7 protein-coding genes are annotated in these 18,907 nt (G+C 39.5%); 5 read left to right on the top strand and 2 right to left on the bottom strand.

The annotated features are described in order from the left end of the window. Position 1 precedes the first annotated feature (1 nt). Positions 2-6,703 carry a phytase gene (locus H6G68_RS27155; protein WP_242045232.1) on the bottom strand — a complete coding sequence of 2,234 codons (6,702 nt, stop codon included), beginning with the start codon at positions 6,701-6,703 and terminating at the stop codon, positions 2-4. Between the two features lie 318 nt (positions 6,704-7,021). Between H6G68_RS27155 and H6G68_RS27150 the strand changes: the two genes are divergently transcribed. Continuing rightward, on the top strand, positions 7,022-7,348 hold the full coding sequence (locus tag H6G68_RS27150) for a hypothetical protein (RefSeq protein WP_242045230.1): 327 nt from the start codon (positions 7,022-7,024) through the stop codon (positions 7,346-7,348). A gap of 369 nt (positions 7,349-7,717) precedes the next feature. Here H6G68_RS27150 and H6G68_RS11390 read toward each other — a convergent pair whose 3' ends face one another. Continuing rightward, entirely contained in the window at positions 7,718-11,689 is a 3,972-nt protein-coding gene (locus H6G68_RS11390) for a glycerophosphodiester phosphodiesterase family protein (protein ID WP_479686160.1), read from the bottom strand. Between the two features lie 739 nt (positions 11,690-12,428). On the opposite strand from H6G68_RS11390, the gene H6G68_RS11385 reads away from it, so the two are divergent. From H6G68_RS11385 to H6G68_RS11370, 4 genes are all read left to right on the top strand, one after another. Continuing rightward, on the top strand, positions 12,429-14,735 hold the full coding sequence (locus H6G68_RS11385; protein WP_190906759.1) for a TOMM precursor leader peptide-binding protein: 2,307 nt from the start codon (positions 12,429-12,431) through the stop codon (positions 14,733-14,735). Positions 14,736-15,421: 686 nt separating this feature from the next. Then, positions 15,422-16,507 carry an amidohydrolase family protein gene (locus H6G68_RS11380; RefSeq protein WP_190906758.1) on the top strand — a complete coding sequence of 362 codons (1,086 nt, stop codon included), beginning with the start codon at positions 15,422-15,424 and terminating at the stop codon, positions 16,505-16,507. A gap of 135 nt (positions 16,508-16,642) precedes the next feature. Beyond that, complete coding sequence (locus H6G68_RS11375) at positions 16,643-17,197, top strand: hypothetical protein (RefSeq protein ID WP_190906757.1); 555 nt, start codon at positions 16,643-16,645, stop codon at positions 17,195-17,197. A 277-nt stretch (positions 17,198-17,474) separates the two neighbouring features. Beyond that, positions 17,475-18,881, top strand: coding sequence for a radical SAM/SPASM domain-containing protein (locus H6G68_RS11370; protein ID WP_190906756.1), 1,407 nt, complete (start codon positions 17,475-17,477; stop codon positions 18,879-18,881). Positions 18,882-18,907 lie beyond the last annotated feature (26 nt).

Genomic DNA, 18,907 nt, shown 5'->3' with positions numbered 1-18,907 from the left:
ATTAAGCAACTGCAACAGTGGAAAAATCGAATCGAACAATTACATCATTGTAATCTGCATCACCACCACCAGGTAAATCTTCAAAACCAAAGGTGTTATCTCCTAACAAACGAATGTGATCTACTCCATCAGAATTTACTCCCAAATATGGGAAATAAACTTGAGGATCATTACCAGTATTACTATCAGTTAACTGGGATAAAGTCCCATTGATAATAATCATCGGAGCCAATATTGAACCACCGGCAATCATGGCGCTGTCTGTAAATAAACCTTGGTTAGCAACAGCAAATTTGATGATTTCACCAGTGTCTGCATCTTTAATGATATTGTTGATTGCAGCTTGCAGATAATTGGCTCGATTAGCTGCATTTGCTTGTAGACTGCCAATTAATCCTTGAGCATTATCTACTTCATAAAAGTAGACTTCGTTATTAAATGCGGCTTCTCGATAAACAGAGAAATCTGCTTTCACCTTACCTGATATATCTTGAAAATCAATTAGTTCTGCTTGGTTGTCTCCTTGCAATGCTGTACCTGTAGTTAAGGATTCATCAGTGGACTGAATATTAACTACTAGAGAATTGAATACTGTAGCACTAGAACTTTCCTTCCAAGAAATGGTGAAACCATCATCATCTTCTGTAATTCTTTGAGTTGAGGTATCTGCAAAGATAATGTTTGTCGCTGAGATTTTTCCAGCCCGGAAAGAATCAATTGTACCGCCTTTTACTAAAAAGAATTTCAAGTTATTACCGGAATTAAATTCCCGTAAGCGCGACAGATTGTCAGTTTCAATTTCAGTCTCAAAGCGATTGGGAAGATTAGCAATAGCAGAGAAAATCGTTTGACTTTGGCTTCTGGCACGGTTTAAAGCTGCTTGGTTATAACCTTGTTCTCCTGGTGCAATACCGTTGATTCTTCCTTGGGCATCGTCAACAATAAATACACCTAGTTCATTGACAAAACTAGAATTGCTTTCGAGAAGAGTGGCTTTAAATCTGACTTTTTCACCAATACCTTTAATAGTAAAGATGTTGTTGTTAGTAATAGCAGCTAGTGGAATATCTTCGTCATTGATAGTTCCCTTGGCTGTACCATTTGTAGAACCTATAACCGCGCCGTTGGTAGCATTATTTAACTTGACTGTGAAAGTCTCATCTTCTTCCACAAGGGAATCTTGATTTGTTTCTACTATGAAGGTTTTCTGAGTTTCACCAACTGCAAAGGTAAGATTTTCACTTTTACTAGTAAAGTCATTATTACTAGCTGTATCGCCGGCGTTAATAGCTGTGGAAACAGTTACTTTCTGTTCTGTTTGAGCATCCCCTGTACGAGTAACGGTAAAGGTGATAGCATTTCCTTCTGTAGCTTCAGCAGTTGCGATCGCAAATACGCTGACATCATTAACTGCTCCAACTGCTATATTAACCGTTGCATCAGTTGTCGCGTAGACAGTGCCATCAAAACCATTCCAACCAAAGCTAGTATTGCCATTAAAGTTAGCTGTAGGAGTAAAGACGAGTTTAGCAATATCAGCAACTACTATTTCTTGGTTGGCTGTAACTGCTGTACCATCTAACTTTAAAGTCCCGTTCGCAGGTAAACTGCTAATTTTAATCTTCGTCAGACTATCACTATCTATGTCAGTAAACGCAGATGTGAAGTTCTCAACGGTGAAAGTGATATCGGTGGCTTCGGTTCCAGATTTACTGATGTTTGTGAGAGTAGGTGCATTGTTAACTGCTCCAACTGCTATATTAACCGTTGCATCAGTTGTCGCGTAGACAGTGCCATCAAAACCATTCCAACCAAAGCTAGTATTGCCATTAAAGTTAGCTGTAGGAGTAAAGACGAGTTTAGCAATATCAGCAACTACTATTTCTTGGTTGGCTGTAACTGCTGTACCATCTAACTTTAAAGTCCCGTTCGCAGGTAAACTGCTAATTTTAATCTTCGTCAGACTATCACTGTCTATGTCAGTAAACGCAGATGTGAAGTTCTCAACGGTGAAAGTGATATCGGTATCTTCGGTTCCAGATTTACTGATGTTGGTGACAGTCGGTGCATTGTTTGTGGGTGCAACAAAGTCGAAGTCGGCTGCTGTCAGAGTATTGGCTTGAACATTTCTTAAAATGCCCAAATCTTTTACAGAGCCATTGATAGTAGCTTTGACAATTGTATCAGCCCCTGTTTGTTGCAGTATCAAATCAGCAAATTCTTGAACCTCAGAAATGCCCGCAACTATAACCTTATCTGCACCTTTCGTGAAATCTAATACTTCCCCAGGGGCTTCGGGAACTGCGCCATTACCCAGGAAAAAGCGGTCTAACCCAGCACCGCCGGTCATTTGAGTACCTTTGTTACCAGCGAACAGTGAATCATCACCAGATTCGCCAAATAACCTATCGCTCGCTAATGACCCAAAAAGAGTATCATCATTGTCACCACCATAAAGGCTATTGTTACCTGTTGTGCTGGATGTACGTAGTGAATCGCTGCCAATTCCACCTGTGAGGGTGTTATTGCTACCTTCTACGACAACAAGCTCATCGTCTCCAGCACCACCATCAAGGGTGTTATTAGTGCCTTCTACCACAACAAGCTCATCATTTCCAGCAGCACCTTTGAGGGTGTTATTGACACCTTCGACTACAACAAGCTCATCATCTCCATCACCACCATCAAGGATGTTTCCACCCAAAATACCTTCAGCAAATAAGCGATCGCTTCCTCCCAATCCTTGAATTTCCTCACCCTGTTGGGCATATAACTCATCGTTACCCGCAGTACCCAATGTGAGTTGAAGATTATTAGGTAATTCGAGAATTGCTAGTTTCTCAGGAGTTGTTGTGCCGGCAACATTAAAATCGTTATCGTTAATCAAAGCCAAAGTGTTCGGTCCAATTAACGCCAAACCCTCTAATTTTTCAACTCCCGTATAACCAAGTTGGGCTGCATTTGCAATCAAACTCTTGCTAACTGAAGTAATTCCAGCCGCAGTTAATTCCGCAGGTGATAGTTCTTCAATCGTCTTCCCAGCTGGCAAAGTAAAATTAGCAGGATTATTGATATTAGTCGCTGTGGCTAAATCAATTTTGTAGATGAGTTTATTAGAAGTGTTATCACTTCTGTCATCTCGTTCCACAACGGCAAATTTACCATTACCTAGAGAAACAGCATCACCAATCTTGTCTGTTTTCGCAGTACCACTACCTGTAATATCGTCGAGAAGATATAGATACTCACCTGTTACCTGTTTAGTAACTATGTTAAATTCCAGAATTCTGAGATTACGAGAACCTCTAGAGGTTGTATCACCAGCATTATCTGGATTATCAATGGGACTCTGAATAAAAGCATAAAGCTTGTTGCCTTCCAGTGCGATCGCTTCAAACCCTCGGTTATTACGGCGTTGGGCGTAAACTGCTGGTAATACCTCAGTCCCAAAAGTGCCGGCGGGTTGGTCTGGTTCGGTTGCGGTTGCTGTTCCTTGGGGAATAAAACGCTCAAGTAACTTCCCATTCACATCAAAATGATAAATCGCCGGACGGTATTCATCCACCAGCCAATAGTCGCCATTTTCAGCAATGACGATACCTTCTAAATCTGCCCCAAATGTATCATTAGGTAGAACTTGACCATTTAAATCAACAGCAATTTCATCAGTGTAAGCCGTACCACCTTCCCCAGCTTGCACGTTAGGAAGTCCAGTTAATGGGGTTGTACCATCAGCACGGAACAAGCCTGTTCTATCGGTAATAGCGATCGCACCCGTAGTCTGGTTGAGTTCAAAACTGACTATTTCTGGTTGGAAATCGGGTAATAAAAATGGTCTGTTTTGACCTGTGGGTTCACCATTAGGACCACGATCTGTATGGGTAACAAATTTCAAATTACCATTAGCGGCTACTCCTTGGAAATACAACCCCGAAAAACCACCCAAGAAGATATCTTGACCTGTGGAGGTTGTCCCTAATTTGGGCAAGTTGGTAAATTCGTAATTAGTTAATCTGGGTTGGGCTACGGGGTTGCGAGGGTCGTAACTAGTGGTATCAATTTTCAGGACATCGGGTAGAGTATTGGCGATGTTTTCCCAAGGTACAAACTTAAAGTTGCTGCTGATATTTGCTAATTCACCCTCATCATCCACTAGTACCGCCGGATCATTACTACCATCTTGGGTAACAAATAAACCATTGGGAAATGCAGTTCCTAAAGGTACGTTAACGACATCTGCACCGTCTGACTCTTGTACACTGTCAATTCCCTCATTATTACCAACACCAAAACGTCCTAAAAAGTCGTTATTGCCTTCGCGGGTGTAAGCTGCAAAGGTATTATCACCTTGGCTGGATGCGAGTAAGTAGCCTGTACCATTTGCACCGTAGTAAATAGTTAGTCCTTCTACGTCATCTACCAGATTGTTACCACCCAAAGCTTTGACTTTATCAATGAGTTTGCCTGTATTGCTACCATTGGGTTCAGCATCAAATTTCCAAATACCGACATTTTCCTGGCCAATGTAGAGGAAGCCTGTTTCTTGGTCTGCAACCATACCTTCCGTTTGCGGGTCAATTCCTGCATCTGTAGGGATGGTAAATTCCCGGACTCTTTCTGCTCCTATTTTGCCATTACCCATATCAATGAGTTTGAATTGGGCAATATCTCCTGTTTCACGACGACTGGTAAAGACATAGTAATCATTGGTGAAGGGGCTACGATAGAGAGCGAGTCCATAGGAACTACGAGATGATGGTTCGTAGGGAGGGTCAAAGGGTTCTGCTTGAAAAAGAGTACCAATGCTGCTATCGGTGATGTCTTGTAAGTAATTATCATCGGTAGCATTGGGGTTAATTTTGAAGATGGCTAATTTGTCATTATTGCGATCGCTTGCTAGTGCAAAGTCTACTGTTTCACTACCCAGTTGGAAACCATATTGCAAGTCAATATTGTTGTAACGAATCCCACCCGGATTAACTGTTTGCAATAATTCACCAGACAAGTCATAAACCCGCAGTCCGCCATTTTTTACCGAAGTTAATACTAAGCTATCAGCAGAATTAGTGGCATTTACATAGATAGCTGGGTCATCAGCATCAGCCCTTTGATCTACAGGCAGATTATCATCATCCAACAATGCCGGCGTGGTTTCCACTGTAGGTGCAGCACTGGGAAGGATTTCATAAAAGCTCACAGTATTACTAACTTCATGAGAAACTGCCAGCATTGGTTTAGCATTAGGACTATCTTCCGCAGAGATAAATTTTAGACCTTCAGGACTAACATCACCTTCAGTTCTAATATACTGAACAAACTCAGGTGCAGTTGGGTCACTCAGGTTATAAACCATCACCCCACCACCAGCACGTTCTAAGCCCACAAATCCATAAGGAACATCATCAATAATACCAACAACTACACTTTCTGGTTCAGGTCCTTTATTATCTGAACGAGTATCAACCTCATCAGGAGAACCATCATTAGCATTGAAAAGTGTCGGTGTTGCTTGTGACAGAATTTGTTCAATCTGGTTGCCACTGTCGTATACTAATTGACCTTGATTATTCCAAATTGAGAAAGAACGACCACCGTAAGTATACAGTTGATCAAAATCTCCGTCTCCGTCTGTATCTCCCAGAGTATTGGTAATAATTAGACGACCCAGATTTTCATCTTTTTGTAGTTCAGCAGCATTAGGGAAAGCTGTTGGATCAAGTATGACATCTTTAACTCTTGTTTCCTCATTGAAAATATCACCCTCTCCATCATTAGGAGCAGGTAAAATATCATCATCTGTGGGACGAATGCGGGAATCTCCTTCATTTGCAGTGATGTAATAGGTGTTGTTACCAACTTGAAAAGAGCTAATTGCATCCGGTAAATACATCCCCAAGACAGGCCAATTTTCAATATTGATACCATCATCTCTATCACTAGCATCAAGACCATTTCCAGGTAAACTATGGTCTTTGAAACCTAGAGGTACAACCTCAGTAATAGTCCCGCTGGCAATATCAAGAATAGCAACAGCATTATTTTCTTGGAGCGTGATAAAAGCAGTTTGATTATCAGCAGAAACTGCTATATACTCTGGTTCAAAATCTTCAGATGCTGAAGCATTAAGTCCAAAAATCCTGACTCCCTCTGCTTTTAAAGTTGCTTCTTGTCCATTAAATGCCGTGAAATCAGCAGTTGTAACTTTACTATTATCTAAACTGGCAATATCTCCAGAAACATCAATAATGCTAATTGAACCTTCTGGATCAATAGTATAATCTTCACTCGGTTCTCCTTCATTAGCAACAAGTAATTTGCTACCATCGGGAGTAAAGGTGAGCATATCAGGTAAAGCGCCTACAGTCACTTCAGAAATTTTAGTGAGAGTAGTAGCGTCATAGAAAGCAACTTTACCACGGTCGGTACTGTTATTAGCGGAAATGGCAACAGCAATAATGCTATTTGCATTTTCTATTCCTTTTCTAACAGCGACACTCTGAATTCCTCCACCTAAGCTAGAAAGATCAATATTAGTAATCTTGGTAGGATTGCTTGGGTTAGAAACATCAATTACTTGAATAACTGGTTTACCTTCAAATTCCCCAGTCACAAAAAGGCGTTTTGATTTAGGGTCAAAATCAGAAATTTCTGCACCATCTAATTCAATTGTACCTAGTTGATTAAGTTGAATTGTATTTGTCATGGTTATGTCTAGAATTAGATTTTGGATGTTACTTTGTTTGTAGTCAGGACTTTAGTCCTCTTGAGATTTCAAAGCAGGGTGAAAACCCTGACGACAAACCAAAACCTATCCCAGCAAAATTAAGAAATAAATAATAACACGTTAAGAACTCAGTGAATTCAAAATAGAGTCTACGGCTTCTTTGCAGAAGGAGTTGACACCAGTAAACGAATATGTCACTATTGTGTTTGTGGAATTTAGTCACAAAACAAAAATTATCCTTGAACTGGTCTCATAACCGCGCAACTGAATTTAGAAAATATCAGTAAATATGCTGATTTGTTGCAGCGTTGGCAAAGCAAGAGCATTTTACTCTATGGTTGTAACGTTGCTGCTCGCACTGTTCAATTTAGTGTTAATGACGGTGCTGCTACAAGCAATCTTCCCAGTCGCAATGTCACCATTACATCAGTTAACGATGCGCCTGTAGTCACTACAACTAGCACCGCTTTATCCTACATCGAAAATGCAACTACAGCTATTGACCCATCTATCAACGTCAGTGATTTAGATTCAGCAAATCTAGTGAGTGCAACAGTCAGGATTACTTCTGGTTTCGTTTCCAGTCAAGATATCCTCAGTTTCACCAATCAAAACGGAATTTAGACACATGATGTGAATGTTGAACTGACGCTAAGAGAGGAAGAGAAGTGTTGACATGGAGTTTTATATATGTTATGCTGAAATTGATAAGGAAGAACTGTTTTATAAATTAATTGGTATTGTAAAACTTCGCCTAATATATAAACAAATATAGTCATAAATGGTCATTCATAATAGTGAAGTCAGCTAATAAATAGGAATAGAGCCAACCTAACTTTAAGAGTTAGCTAATGTTGGGTTTCGCTGTTGCTCAACCCAACCTACTTTTGTTCTTAACACCAAGGGTAGTCAGCATCAAAAAAGCGATCGCACCTCACCCACAATGCGATCGCTTTTAAAGGATTTACAATTATCCTATTTGCCTACACTAATTTATGAGTCAAAGGCGAAATTAGCAGCAGTCAAACTAGTTGTGTTCACTCCTGTCAGAATAGCAATGGTTGCACTACCAACGGCAATACTGTTGCCACTCAGAGTCAAATCTGCAAAGTCAAAACCAGCACCTTGACCACCAATACCTAACACATCAGTACCGATTTCAAAGTCAACAACGGTGTTAGCAGCACTAGGTAAATCACCGTTGAGAATCCAGAATTGGTCAGCACCAGCACCACCAGAGAGTAAGTTACCACCACCTTCAACAACGTAAAATTGATCATTACCTACACCACCTAGGGCGCGATCGCCATTACCCAGGTAGAATGTATCATTACCAGCACCACCGGACATCCGGTTTTCACCTTGTCCATCAACAGCAGAGAATTCGTCATTCCCACTGCTACCAAAAACGCGATCGCTATCACCCACATAAATGGTATCCTCACCACTACCAGTAAAGACCCGATTATTACCAGCCAAACTTCCACCCAAGGGAACATCTACTTCATCGTTACCAGCACCGGTGAATACTATATCGTTAACTCCATCAAAGTCAACTCCAGCTACTAGGTCATCTATACCCGGTGTACCTGTAACCAGTTCATTGGTCTCTTGACTTAAACCAGCAGCAAGGTTGAGAGGCTGATCTAATTTCAGCAGAATGATTTCGTTGTTGTCAATGACTGGATTTTGAGGATCATTACCCGGACGACCGATTGAGAAGGGATAGTTGTTATCATTGGCTACCAAAATGGTGTTTTTGTCAACAACCAAAACATTCTCAATCGTCACAAATGGGAAGTCAAAGGTTGTTTTTCCATCTCCATTGAGGTCGTTGGGGTCTTGGATATTTAGAAGGTCAGCTACTTCTACTTTTTCGACAAAGCCGTTAGCATCTTTTTTGGACAAATCAACTTTGTAGACTTTCTTAAATTCAGCAGTGCTTCCTTGTCCATTATCCCGCTCAATCACTAAATACTCATTATTATTAATGACTGTGAAATCACCAATAGCATAGCTGGAGTTTTCCAACTTGTAGAAGCCTTGTAATCCCTGGAATTCCTGAGAAGCGACATCAAATTTATAGATTCGCAGTGAACCTGCGGGATCACCGAAAACTGTTCCTTCTAGTAAAGGATACAAGGTTTTTTGGTCGGGACTAATAGCCATTCCCTCAAACCCTTTTGAACCACCAAGATTGGAAACAACAACTTCACCTACAAATTGGTCACGCACCAAGTCACCTGTACTGGGGAAGTCGGTAAAGTAGCCATCAATTCCTAGTTCAATAAACTGTTCATATTCCTTCTTGGGATCACCGTCGTAGTCTGATGCGAGGAAAACATCTTCGTTGCGGAAGGTGTAGGGGTGGACAAGCAATTCCGCATTATGAGCATCTTGTACTAGAGTTGTGGGAGTACCGAGAACTCTATCAGCTTCGTTAATTGTGCCATCAGCATTCAGGTCATCTGGTTGACCATCACCATTATTATCTACGGTGTTAGCAGGAATAATTAACCGCTTGCTGGGGCCAATACCAGAGGCATATTCGGCAATTTTAGCTAGTTCTGCTGTGGTGGTAAGATCGCCGTAGGTGCGAGAATCTCCACTAACTACGAAATCATAGGGCTTTTGTGTGGCTCCGCCATATAATTGAATGAGTGGGATGTCAATATTCTTAGCAGGCATGATCACATTATTGAGTTCTTGGAGATTGCCTACTTCAAAAGATTGAATAAATACCCGCTTTGGATCGGTGAAGTTATTAGCAACTAAGGTATCAACTAGCAACTGTCCTAAATTGGTGTTGATTTTGGTAGTACCATCTAGGCGTGTACCTTCAGTAGCAAAGTAGGTGGGGTGTTTGGTTTCTGGATAAATACCAATTTTGCGACCTGTTTCTGTTTCTACCTGTTTGACTAAATCAATGATTTCTTGGAGGGTGGGAACTTCTAAGTTGTCATTGTCATATTCTGTTCCCCGCAGGTCTGGTAGACGTTCGATCGCTTTGAGGGTTTTAATTTCTGCTAAAGTCAAGTCTTCGGTAAACCAACCTGTAATGGTGCGACCATCAACAACTTTAGTAGTTTTACGGTCTGCAAATTCTGGACGGGTAGCAATATCTGTGCTGGTGTCCGTGCGGTTGATTGTACCATCAGCATTGAGAATTGCTAAGGCGTTTTCGTGACGTGCGACTAAAATTCCATCTTTGGTAGCTACCAAATCAGGTTCAATAAAATCAGCCCCATCTGCGATCGCTAATTTGTAAGCTGCTAAGGTATGTTCTGGACGTGAACCACTCGCACCTCTGTGACCAATTACTAAAGGTGCATTACCATCTAAGGTATTAAACTCGGTTTTAGCCAGCACATCAGGGTTTTGGGGCGATCTAACGAATGGACTGGTTATGCGATCTCGTGCTAAGTCACCTGTACCAGGAAAATCGGTAAAATATCCATCAACACCTAAATTGATAAACTGTTTAAATTCTTCTTCTGGATTGCCATTATAATCTGAGGCTAAGTAACGTCCTTCGTTGCGGAAAGTGTAGGGATGTACCAACAAACCTGCATCATGGGCATCTTGAACTAAAGTAGTAGGAGCAGTCAGAGTTTTATCAGCATCGTTAACTGCACCATCACCATTGACATCATCCGCTGCACCATCGTTATTAGCATCCACACCCTTTACAGAAACAATCATCCGTTTCCAGGGGCCAATACCATCCGCATAGGTAGCAATTTCCTCTAACCCTGCAACTGTCCGTAAGTCTGCATAATCGCGGTTGTCACCACTAACCACGAAATCGTAGGGTTGAACTTCTTGCAGAGAACCATCAAGATTAACATCATAAGCATCCAACAACTGAACTAGAGGGATATCAGTTTTCCCATTTAGTTCTTTGAGGTTAGCGACTTCAAAAGATTGGATAAATATTCGACTAGGATCTGTGAAATCTGCTGCTTCCAGAGTTGCTAACAGCGGTTCTTCTAAAGATAGATTCAGATTATCGTGAAAAGTTGGATGTTTCGTTTCTGGATAAATACCAATTTTGCGACCTGTATCTACTTCTACCTGTTTAACTAAATCAATGATTTCCGCAAAAGTAGGAATTTCATACAAATCATTAAACACTTGAGTGCGGAAACTTTGGGGCATTTTTGCCCGCAGTGTTTTGATTTCTGCCAGAGTAAAATCAGAAGCGAAATATGCAGTGACTTCTACACCATCCAGCATCTTGGTAGATTTGCGTTCTGCACCAAAAACTTCTGCTACATTGGTAGTATCATCTAGCATGGGTTCGTGACGCGCAATTAGCACACCATCTTTAGTAGAAACCAAATCTGGTTCAATGAAGTCTGCACCTCGTTCAATTGCTAATTTATAAGATCCTAGGGTATGTTCTGGAAGTTCACCACTAGCACCCCGGTGTCCAATCACAATTGGCGCTTCACCATTTAAGGTATTTAGTGTGACTGTGTTAGGTGTAGGAATAGGTGCATCTAACAGCTTACCACTAGCATCAAAATGTAACAGATAAGGACCAAATTCGTCACCAATCCAGATTGAACCATCTTCCGCAATTACAAAAGATTCAATATCAAAATCTGCACCAGTTAATAATCTTGCGCTAGTTCCCTCATTCACAATTGTGAAAGGAACTTTATTATTAGGGTCAGATAATTGAATGAAATCTAAAGTATTAACAGTACCATCACCATTTTCTATTCCCTTAAAATTGGGATCTACACGATGGATACGCAGCAAATAATCGGCACTATTATCTTTGCTTCCATAACCATTATCTGACAGGAAATACAAAGTATTATTTTTAGCGAATTGTACACCACTAAAACCTTGGATTGGCTGTCCGGGGAAAGGACCAGTGATGCCATTACCAGAGATCCCATTTCCCGAATCAGGCCCCTCAGCAAAGGTATCAGCAGGTAAAGAAGCAAAACTGATTAACTCAACTTGGGAAACCATATATTTAGTATTTCTCTTCTTGGTTTTGGTTTTTTACGCATTATTGAATTTCTCTTTACATCTCTGCGAGGATTCAAAATCAAATTCTCACCTTATATAGCAGGAGTCAGGAGTCAGGAGTAAAACCCTCTTGTAGTGAGAGTTTCATTATCAATTGATTTCCTAACCACCCTGTCCACGGCTATAACTCTTACTTAGAAAAGTATTTCCAAATTGTCATCAGATGATTGAGTCCATACTTTTAATTTGGACTTCTTCATTAAAATCGATAACAATTTGACACAATCAGCATACTTGTCTAGAGGTAATGGTACTCAAATCCGCTAAATTTGAGTTCAATAAAATGAGATGTTTAATTCAAATTCATCGAAGTAAGTATGAAGAAATTCAACTAGCAATCACAATAATTTCATTGAAAGATTAAGGTAAAAATAAATTCAGTAAAATAAAAGGTTAAAATAAGTTTATATATATAGTTAGGACTTACGCAACTGTCACAAATTTTTATACCAATTAAACCCTCTGGATTTTGTAGGTCTCAAACCCTTGCTGTACCGTTAAATTTTAGTGAACCAAATAACTTACACTTTAATTAATACAAATATATAGCAATCCTAAATGATTCATGAATACTTTCTGTTCCCTGTTCCCTGTTCCCTGTTCCCTGTTCCCTTCCCTCACCGATAAGTTCTCAACTCAAATAGGATCGCTATAGAAGATGATCAATAAACCCGATTTCCAGCCTTGTTACTCCGTTGAAACCATAGAACCAGACCAGGTATTTCTCTTATCCGAGAGAGAGGCAGTTTGGTTGAGCGATCGCTTTTCTTGTCGCATAGCTTCTTTAGTACGAGATGCTCATCTTAGCATTGACGAAATTATCGACATAATCCAACTCGAACTACTGCAACAACAACCAACTTCTCAAGAAACAACCGACTTTTTCCAAAATGCTCTCAATGTCACTATCAAGACCCAATATGCCCTATTTCAAATGGAACAACAGGGCTATCTGGTAGAACAAGATGACTCACTACCCTCCCACCTAGCCATCTTCTGTCATCATCTCAACATTACTCCCACAGTCGCTGCTCAACGATTACAATCAGCTACAGTTGCAGTCAAAGCCATAGGTTCTCTTCCTAGCGACGACTTCATAGCCATCCTCAAATCTCTGCATATTCAAGTAGCTGATACAGGAGATTTCACAGTAGTCTTGACTGACGACTACCTCCACCCTCAGCTAGAAGAATTTAATCAACAAGCATTAAAGTCAAAATCTCCTTGGATACTAGTTAATCCCTTAGGAACAATTACCTGGATGGGACCGATATTTTATCCCCACAAAACCGGGTGCTGGGAATGTCTAGCACACCGTTTACGAGACAATCAACCAGTCCAAAGTTTTATCCAAAGACATAAGAAGAATTCCCCCTCATTTTCCCCTCCTCTAGGGTTTCTCACTTCTACAGTGCAAACAGCATTAGGAATGGTAGCTACAGAGGTTTTTAAGTGGATTATCCAAGACGGAAATCAACAATTAGAAGGAACTTTATTGACCTATGATACCCTTACTCTCCAAACCCAAAACCATATCCTCGTTAAGCGTCCCCAATGTCCTAGCTGTGCAGATATAAATGGATTGAACAACAAACCCCTACCCGTTGTTCTAGGACACCGTAAGAAAAACTTTACCGCAGACGGAGGACATCGTTATTGTTCACCCCAAGAAACTTTCAGAAAATATCAACATCATATTAGTCCTATTACGGGCATTATCCGAGAACTACAAAAACTACCAGGAAATGGGTTAACTCATACTTATTTAGCCAAGCATCATTTTCTCAGTATCTTTGACGATTTAGACAGTTTACGCCAAAACATCGGCGGTAGAAGTGCAGGAAAAGGGAAGACTGACATTCAAGCCAGGGTGAGCGGTTTCTGTGAAGGTATTGAAAGGTATTCTGGAGTATTTCAGGGAGATGAAATTAGACACAAAGGCAGTTACCAACAATTGGGAAATAAAGCTATTCATCCCAATGTCTGTATGAATTTCAGCGAACAGCAATACCAGAATCGGGAACAATGGAATGCCAAAAGTAAAGGTTGGTTTCAAAAAATCCCTGAACCATTTGATATAGAAAAAGAAATCGACTGGACACCAGTTTGGTCTTTAACCCATCAAGAATTCAAATATCTGCCAACAGCTTATTGCTATTATGGCTATTCTCAATCCCATAAACCTGACTGTTGGGCAGACTCCAATGGATGTGCGGCAGGTAATACACTCGAAGAAGCTATTCTCCAAGGATTTATGGAATTAGTTGAGCGTGATTGTGTAGCCTTGTGGTGGTATAACCATCTAAAAAAACCTCAAGTAGATTTAGATAGTTTCGATCAGCCTTATTTCCAGGAACTGAAGAAATATTACCAAGCCATTAACAGAGAATTGTGGGTTTTAGATATTACTAGTGACCTCAATATTCCGGCTTTCGCTGCTATTAGTCGCCGCACAGATCGAGAAATAGAAGATATTATCTTAGGCTATGGAACCCATTTTGACCCTCAGATTGCCATTAGTCGAGCTTTAACTGAAGTTAACCAAATACTACCTAACGTTTTATCGGCTCAAGCGGATGGTACTACCCAATATCCCCCATCGGCTGATCCCTTAGCAATAGAATGGTGGAAATCTGCGACTGTAGCAAATCAACCTTATCTCCTTCCTGATACTCTCAGTGTCGCTAAAGTTAATGCAGATTATCCCCAACTAGCCAGTGATGATCTTCTCGAAGATATTAGGCTTTGTCAACAAATAGTTGAAAAAAATGGTCTGGAAATGCTAGTTCTAGATCAGACTCGTGCCGATATTGGGCTGAGAGTAGCTAAGGTAATTGTGCCAGGAATGCGACATATGTGGAAACGCTTAGGTACAGGACGGCTTTATGAAATTCCTCTCAAAATGGGTTGGTTGAAAGAGTCTTTGACAGAAGACCAATTGAACCCTTATCCCATGTGGATGTAGTTTAACCTGAGAGAGCATTGTCGGTCTTCGAGAATAGAGACTTCCAAATAAAAAAATCTCCAATTTGTAGGGTGGGTTAGGACTCTAGTCCGTAACCCACCATAAATTTAAGGGATAATGGTGGGTTACGCTGCGTAACCCACCCTACAATTTTTGGGTAATTTATTTTTTTGTGTTCCCTAAACTTTACAACTCGGAGGCTTTTGGCATCTGCCATACCTGAATTTAACTGAATTTAACTGAATTAAACTAAATTAAACTTAAGTAAACTGAATTTAGTTAATTTTTAATAGTCCTGATTTTAACTCAACTCTTGAGGTGAAAAACCAAAGATACTATAGTAGTCCGGTTGGACTTCTAATAGCTTGCGTGCTGTAGCCATACTAACTCGTAGAAGCTATTCCTAAAGTTTGTTCACCTTTCATTTTTCATTTAAGATTGCTGTACTTGTATTAGGACAGAATTAATTACATGATTTCTATCAATTCTTTATCATCCAAAGATTTCAGCCTAGATTTTGTGTAATTAATTTTGTCCATTTATTTAAATAACCTCAAATTTTGAATTCCCTGTTCGCATAGTAAGCTGTAGAGAAAGCTTTGACAGGTAGCAATATGAATGATGTTTGCTCAAAGTTTTAAACAGGATAATTTATACTGATAACTGTCTGAAATTTCCCAGGTTTTATGCTGCACGGATATAAAATTATTGATGCTGATTCCCATGTGATTGAGCCTCCGCAGATATGGGCTAAGTACTTAGCCCCGGAATTCAAGCATTTTGCACCCTCCCCAGACATGAAAATTCACGGGGAAGACATTGCCGAAAAGATATCCCAGCAAATGCGAGAAATGGGCAATCAAGAGATGATGCAGGCTCATCCCCATGCTTATCTTCATCGCTACGATCCAGAATCTCACCTCCAAGCAATGGTGCAAATGGGGGTTGATATAGCGTTTATTTATCCTACTTATGGACTGTGGCTCTTTGCCATTGATACCATGCCCGCCGAAGTGGTAGGAGCCTTTACCCATGCTTACAATACGTGGTTATACGAAGAATTTTGTAGCTATGCTCCAGACAGATTGAAAGGAGTAGGAGCGATTAATCTTCATGCACCAGAGCAAATGGTGTCAGAATTACATCGCATAGCTGATTTTGGCTGGAAGGCGGTGTTTTTACGTCCTAACCCGGTAAAAGGGCGAATTTTGAGCGATCGCACTTATGAACCATTTTGGACAGCCTGCGAGGAGTTAGGTATATCAGTTGGAATTCATGAAGGAACTCATAGCCGCTTACCAACTACAGGCGCAGATAGGTTTAATACTCGCTTTGCACTGCACGCTTGTTCTCATCCAACGGAACAGATGATGGCATTATTAGCCTTAATTGAAGGAGGGGTGTTAGAGCGTCACCCTCAGCTAAGGGTAGGTTTTCTAGAGTCTGGTTGTGGTTGGCTTCCTTATTGGCTCTGGAGAATGGATGAAGAATATAAAAATTTACACTGGGAGGTTAAAAACCATGTAAAAATACCTCCATCGGAATATTTCCGTCGTCAGTGTTTTGTGTCTATTGACCCTTCTGAACCTTATTTAGCTCAAATTATCGAGTATATCGGTGATGATAACTTAATTTTCGGCTCTGATTACCCTCACATGGATCATAAACCGGACATCGTGAACACAGTTATAGAGCTTGAGGCACAGTTATCTCCAGAAACAATACAAAAGATTGTTTGGGATAATCCGGCTCGATTCTATTACTGTACATAAATTAAGATTTGTTTGTAATTATCAAACATTAATTAAACTGTTTGGTATTTATCCAAAAATAAATCTTTCCATTTTTATCGATAACATTTACTAAATCATAAAAGGAGAATCATCATGTTTGGAAGCAGAGATTTTGTGTCAAAGTGTAGTGAGATAAATGAGAACGACATCGTCGAAATAATACCAGTCAAAGAACTATTGCAAATGAGCAAAAAACTTTCTCAAGTTATTGCTTATATATGGCTGAATCAAAATAGAGAAATTGCGAAAGAGTTAAGTAAATACTTCACAGACACTCATATAGACGGTGATAATCATGATAAAGTCTATTACCTGTTATTTGCTCACGAGAGTGGTGAGAGAGAATATCAGAAAGCATATAAGTTACTATCGGAAGCCTTTGGAGATCGAGAAGGCTTTCTTCCCATATTCAACCCATCATATAGGGAATATTGGGGTACGAAAGTCATATATAATGCTTTTGAAGGTTGTATTTTGGATGTTGATCGCAATGACAAGCAGACCTTGGTTTGCCACATTCCCTATCCTCCACGTCCTATAATTTCAGATAGCGAATATGATAAAACGGCACCACTCACTACAGGAGAATTGGCAGAATGGATAGAGCAACCTTTTAATATACCTCCGTACTGTTCACCAAACCCTTATATTCCTACAACCTGCACTTAAATGAAATAATCAAGGTGTTGTAATTTTGAGTATTAAGCTTGTTACCGCGTTTCCCTAGTACATGAAAGCCTGTAAAGCTTATAAATCAAGGGTTAGATTGTACTTAACTCAAACAGGAACTGCGATAAGTTTAATAACGAATAGGGGTAATATTAGTGATTATTGCCCCTCAAAGACTTACCATCTGACTTATTGAAACAGTCTGTAAAAAAAACTTTTGTACTTCTTGATATAATAAGACTTAACAAGTATTAAAATCATCTAATTATAAAAAATTATGATTATTAAAGACCCTCAGCAACTTTTACCAAATCAAAGAAATTGTGATTGGGCAATACCAGAAATGATACTTGAAATTCCCGCTCACAATGTTCCCTTACATCCAAAAAGTATAGAAAAACTGTTAATAACAGCAAACGCAAAAAAGCAAATAATAGCTTTTCAACCTATCCTGCCAGTAGCATCAGAATTAGGTTTACCCTCCTATCCCATACTGGCATATTTATATCCGCAAGAATTAAGTCATATTTGGCATCAATTACGCCAAAAAATTGAACTTCAAACTCAAGAAAATTTATTTACTAAAATATCTTATACTCTCATTTCTCAAACTGATATTGATGAGCAAATACATTACTTTGCTAACTATTATGGAGTAGCAGTTAAACCCTCCTATGTTAGAGTAATTGTCGGGAATACTTGTAATCTCAAATGCGTCATGTGTCCTTACCATAGTGCTGTGATAAAACCTACTCATAGCACAGACTTCTTCAAAGGTAACAAAGCAATGTCTTGGCAGATGATGCAGAAATTAGCCAAAGAGTGTGGAGAAGCAAAAATTGGCATCTTAATTGGTAGCATTGAAGAACCAATACTTCATCCTAAAATTGTAGAGTTTGTCCAACTCTGTAAACAGCAAGGAGTTCCCAGAGTTCATATCACAACCAATGGACAACTATTAGATAAAACTTGTTCTCAAGCATTATTGCAAGCTGGTTTAACAAGTATTGATATTAGTATTGATGCTGCTACTCCAGATACTTATCGAAAAGTTCGGGGAGCCGATTTTAACAGAGTTATATCTAATGTTATTAATTTTATTCAACTCAGAGATAAATTGAATATTAACTGTGAAATTAGAACATCTTTTGTGAGAAATAAAAATGTATCTCTTGAAGAAGAAGAACAGTTTCGAGAGTATTGGTTATCAAAAATAAATAGTATTTTTATATTGAACCTTGCCGAGTATAAAGAAAGTAATATGCGTCTTGAAACTATGAACGAAATTGGCAATAGTTCTTTACAATATTATAAACAAAAAGCAGGTGGACGCTGGCCTTGTTTGTTCCCTTTCACAGAAATTGTAGTTTTACCTGACGGCGCAATATACTACTGTATCGAAACCTTATTTAGACTTGGGTTTGAGCAAAATATTGAAAGTTTGGGAAATTATAATGAACAAACACTGCAAAATATTTGGAGTGGAGATTTATTTAACAGACTGAGACAAGATTTAATACTTAATCAGTTAGAAAATACACATATATGTAAAAACTGTGATACGTGGACATCACAAGTAATGACAACATATATAGAAGGAAAATATCAAGTTTTAACAACTACAATTACAGAAATTTACCAGAAAATGAACTCTAATGATAAAGGTTATCTATCTAGAGGATAATTAAAATTTTAAATATGATCAAATCA

It is taken from the genome of Anabaena catenula FACHB-362, from assembly GCF_014698735.1.
GTDB classification, from domain to species: Bacteria; Cyanobacteriota; Cyanobacteriia; order Cyanobacteriales; family Nostocaceae; genus Anabaena; species Anabaena variabilis_A.
Note: the sequence above shows the minus strand (reverse complement) of the source record. Positions and strands in the feature narration are given on the sequence as shown.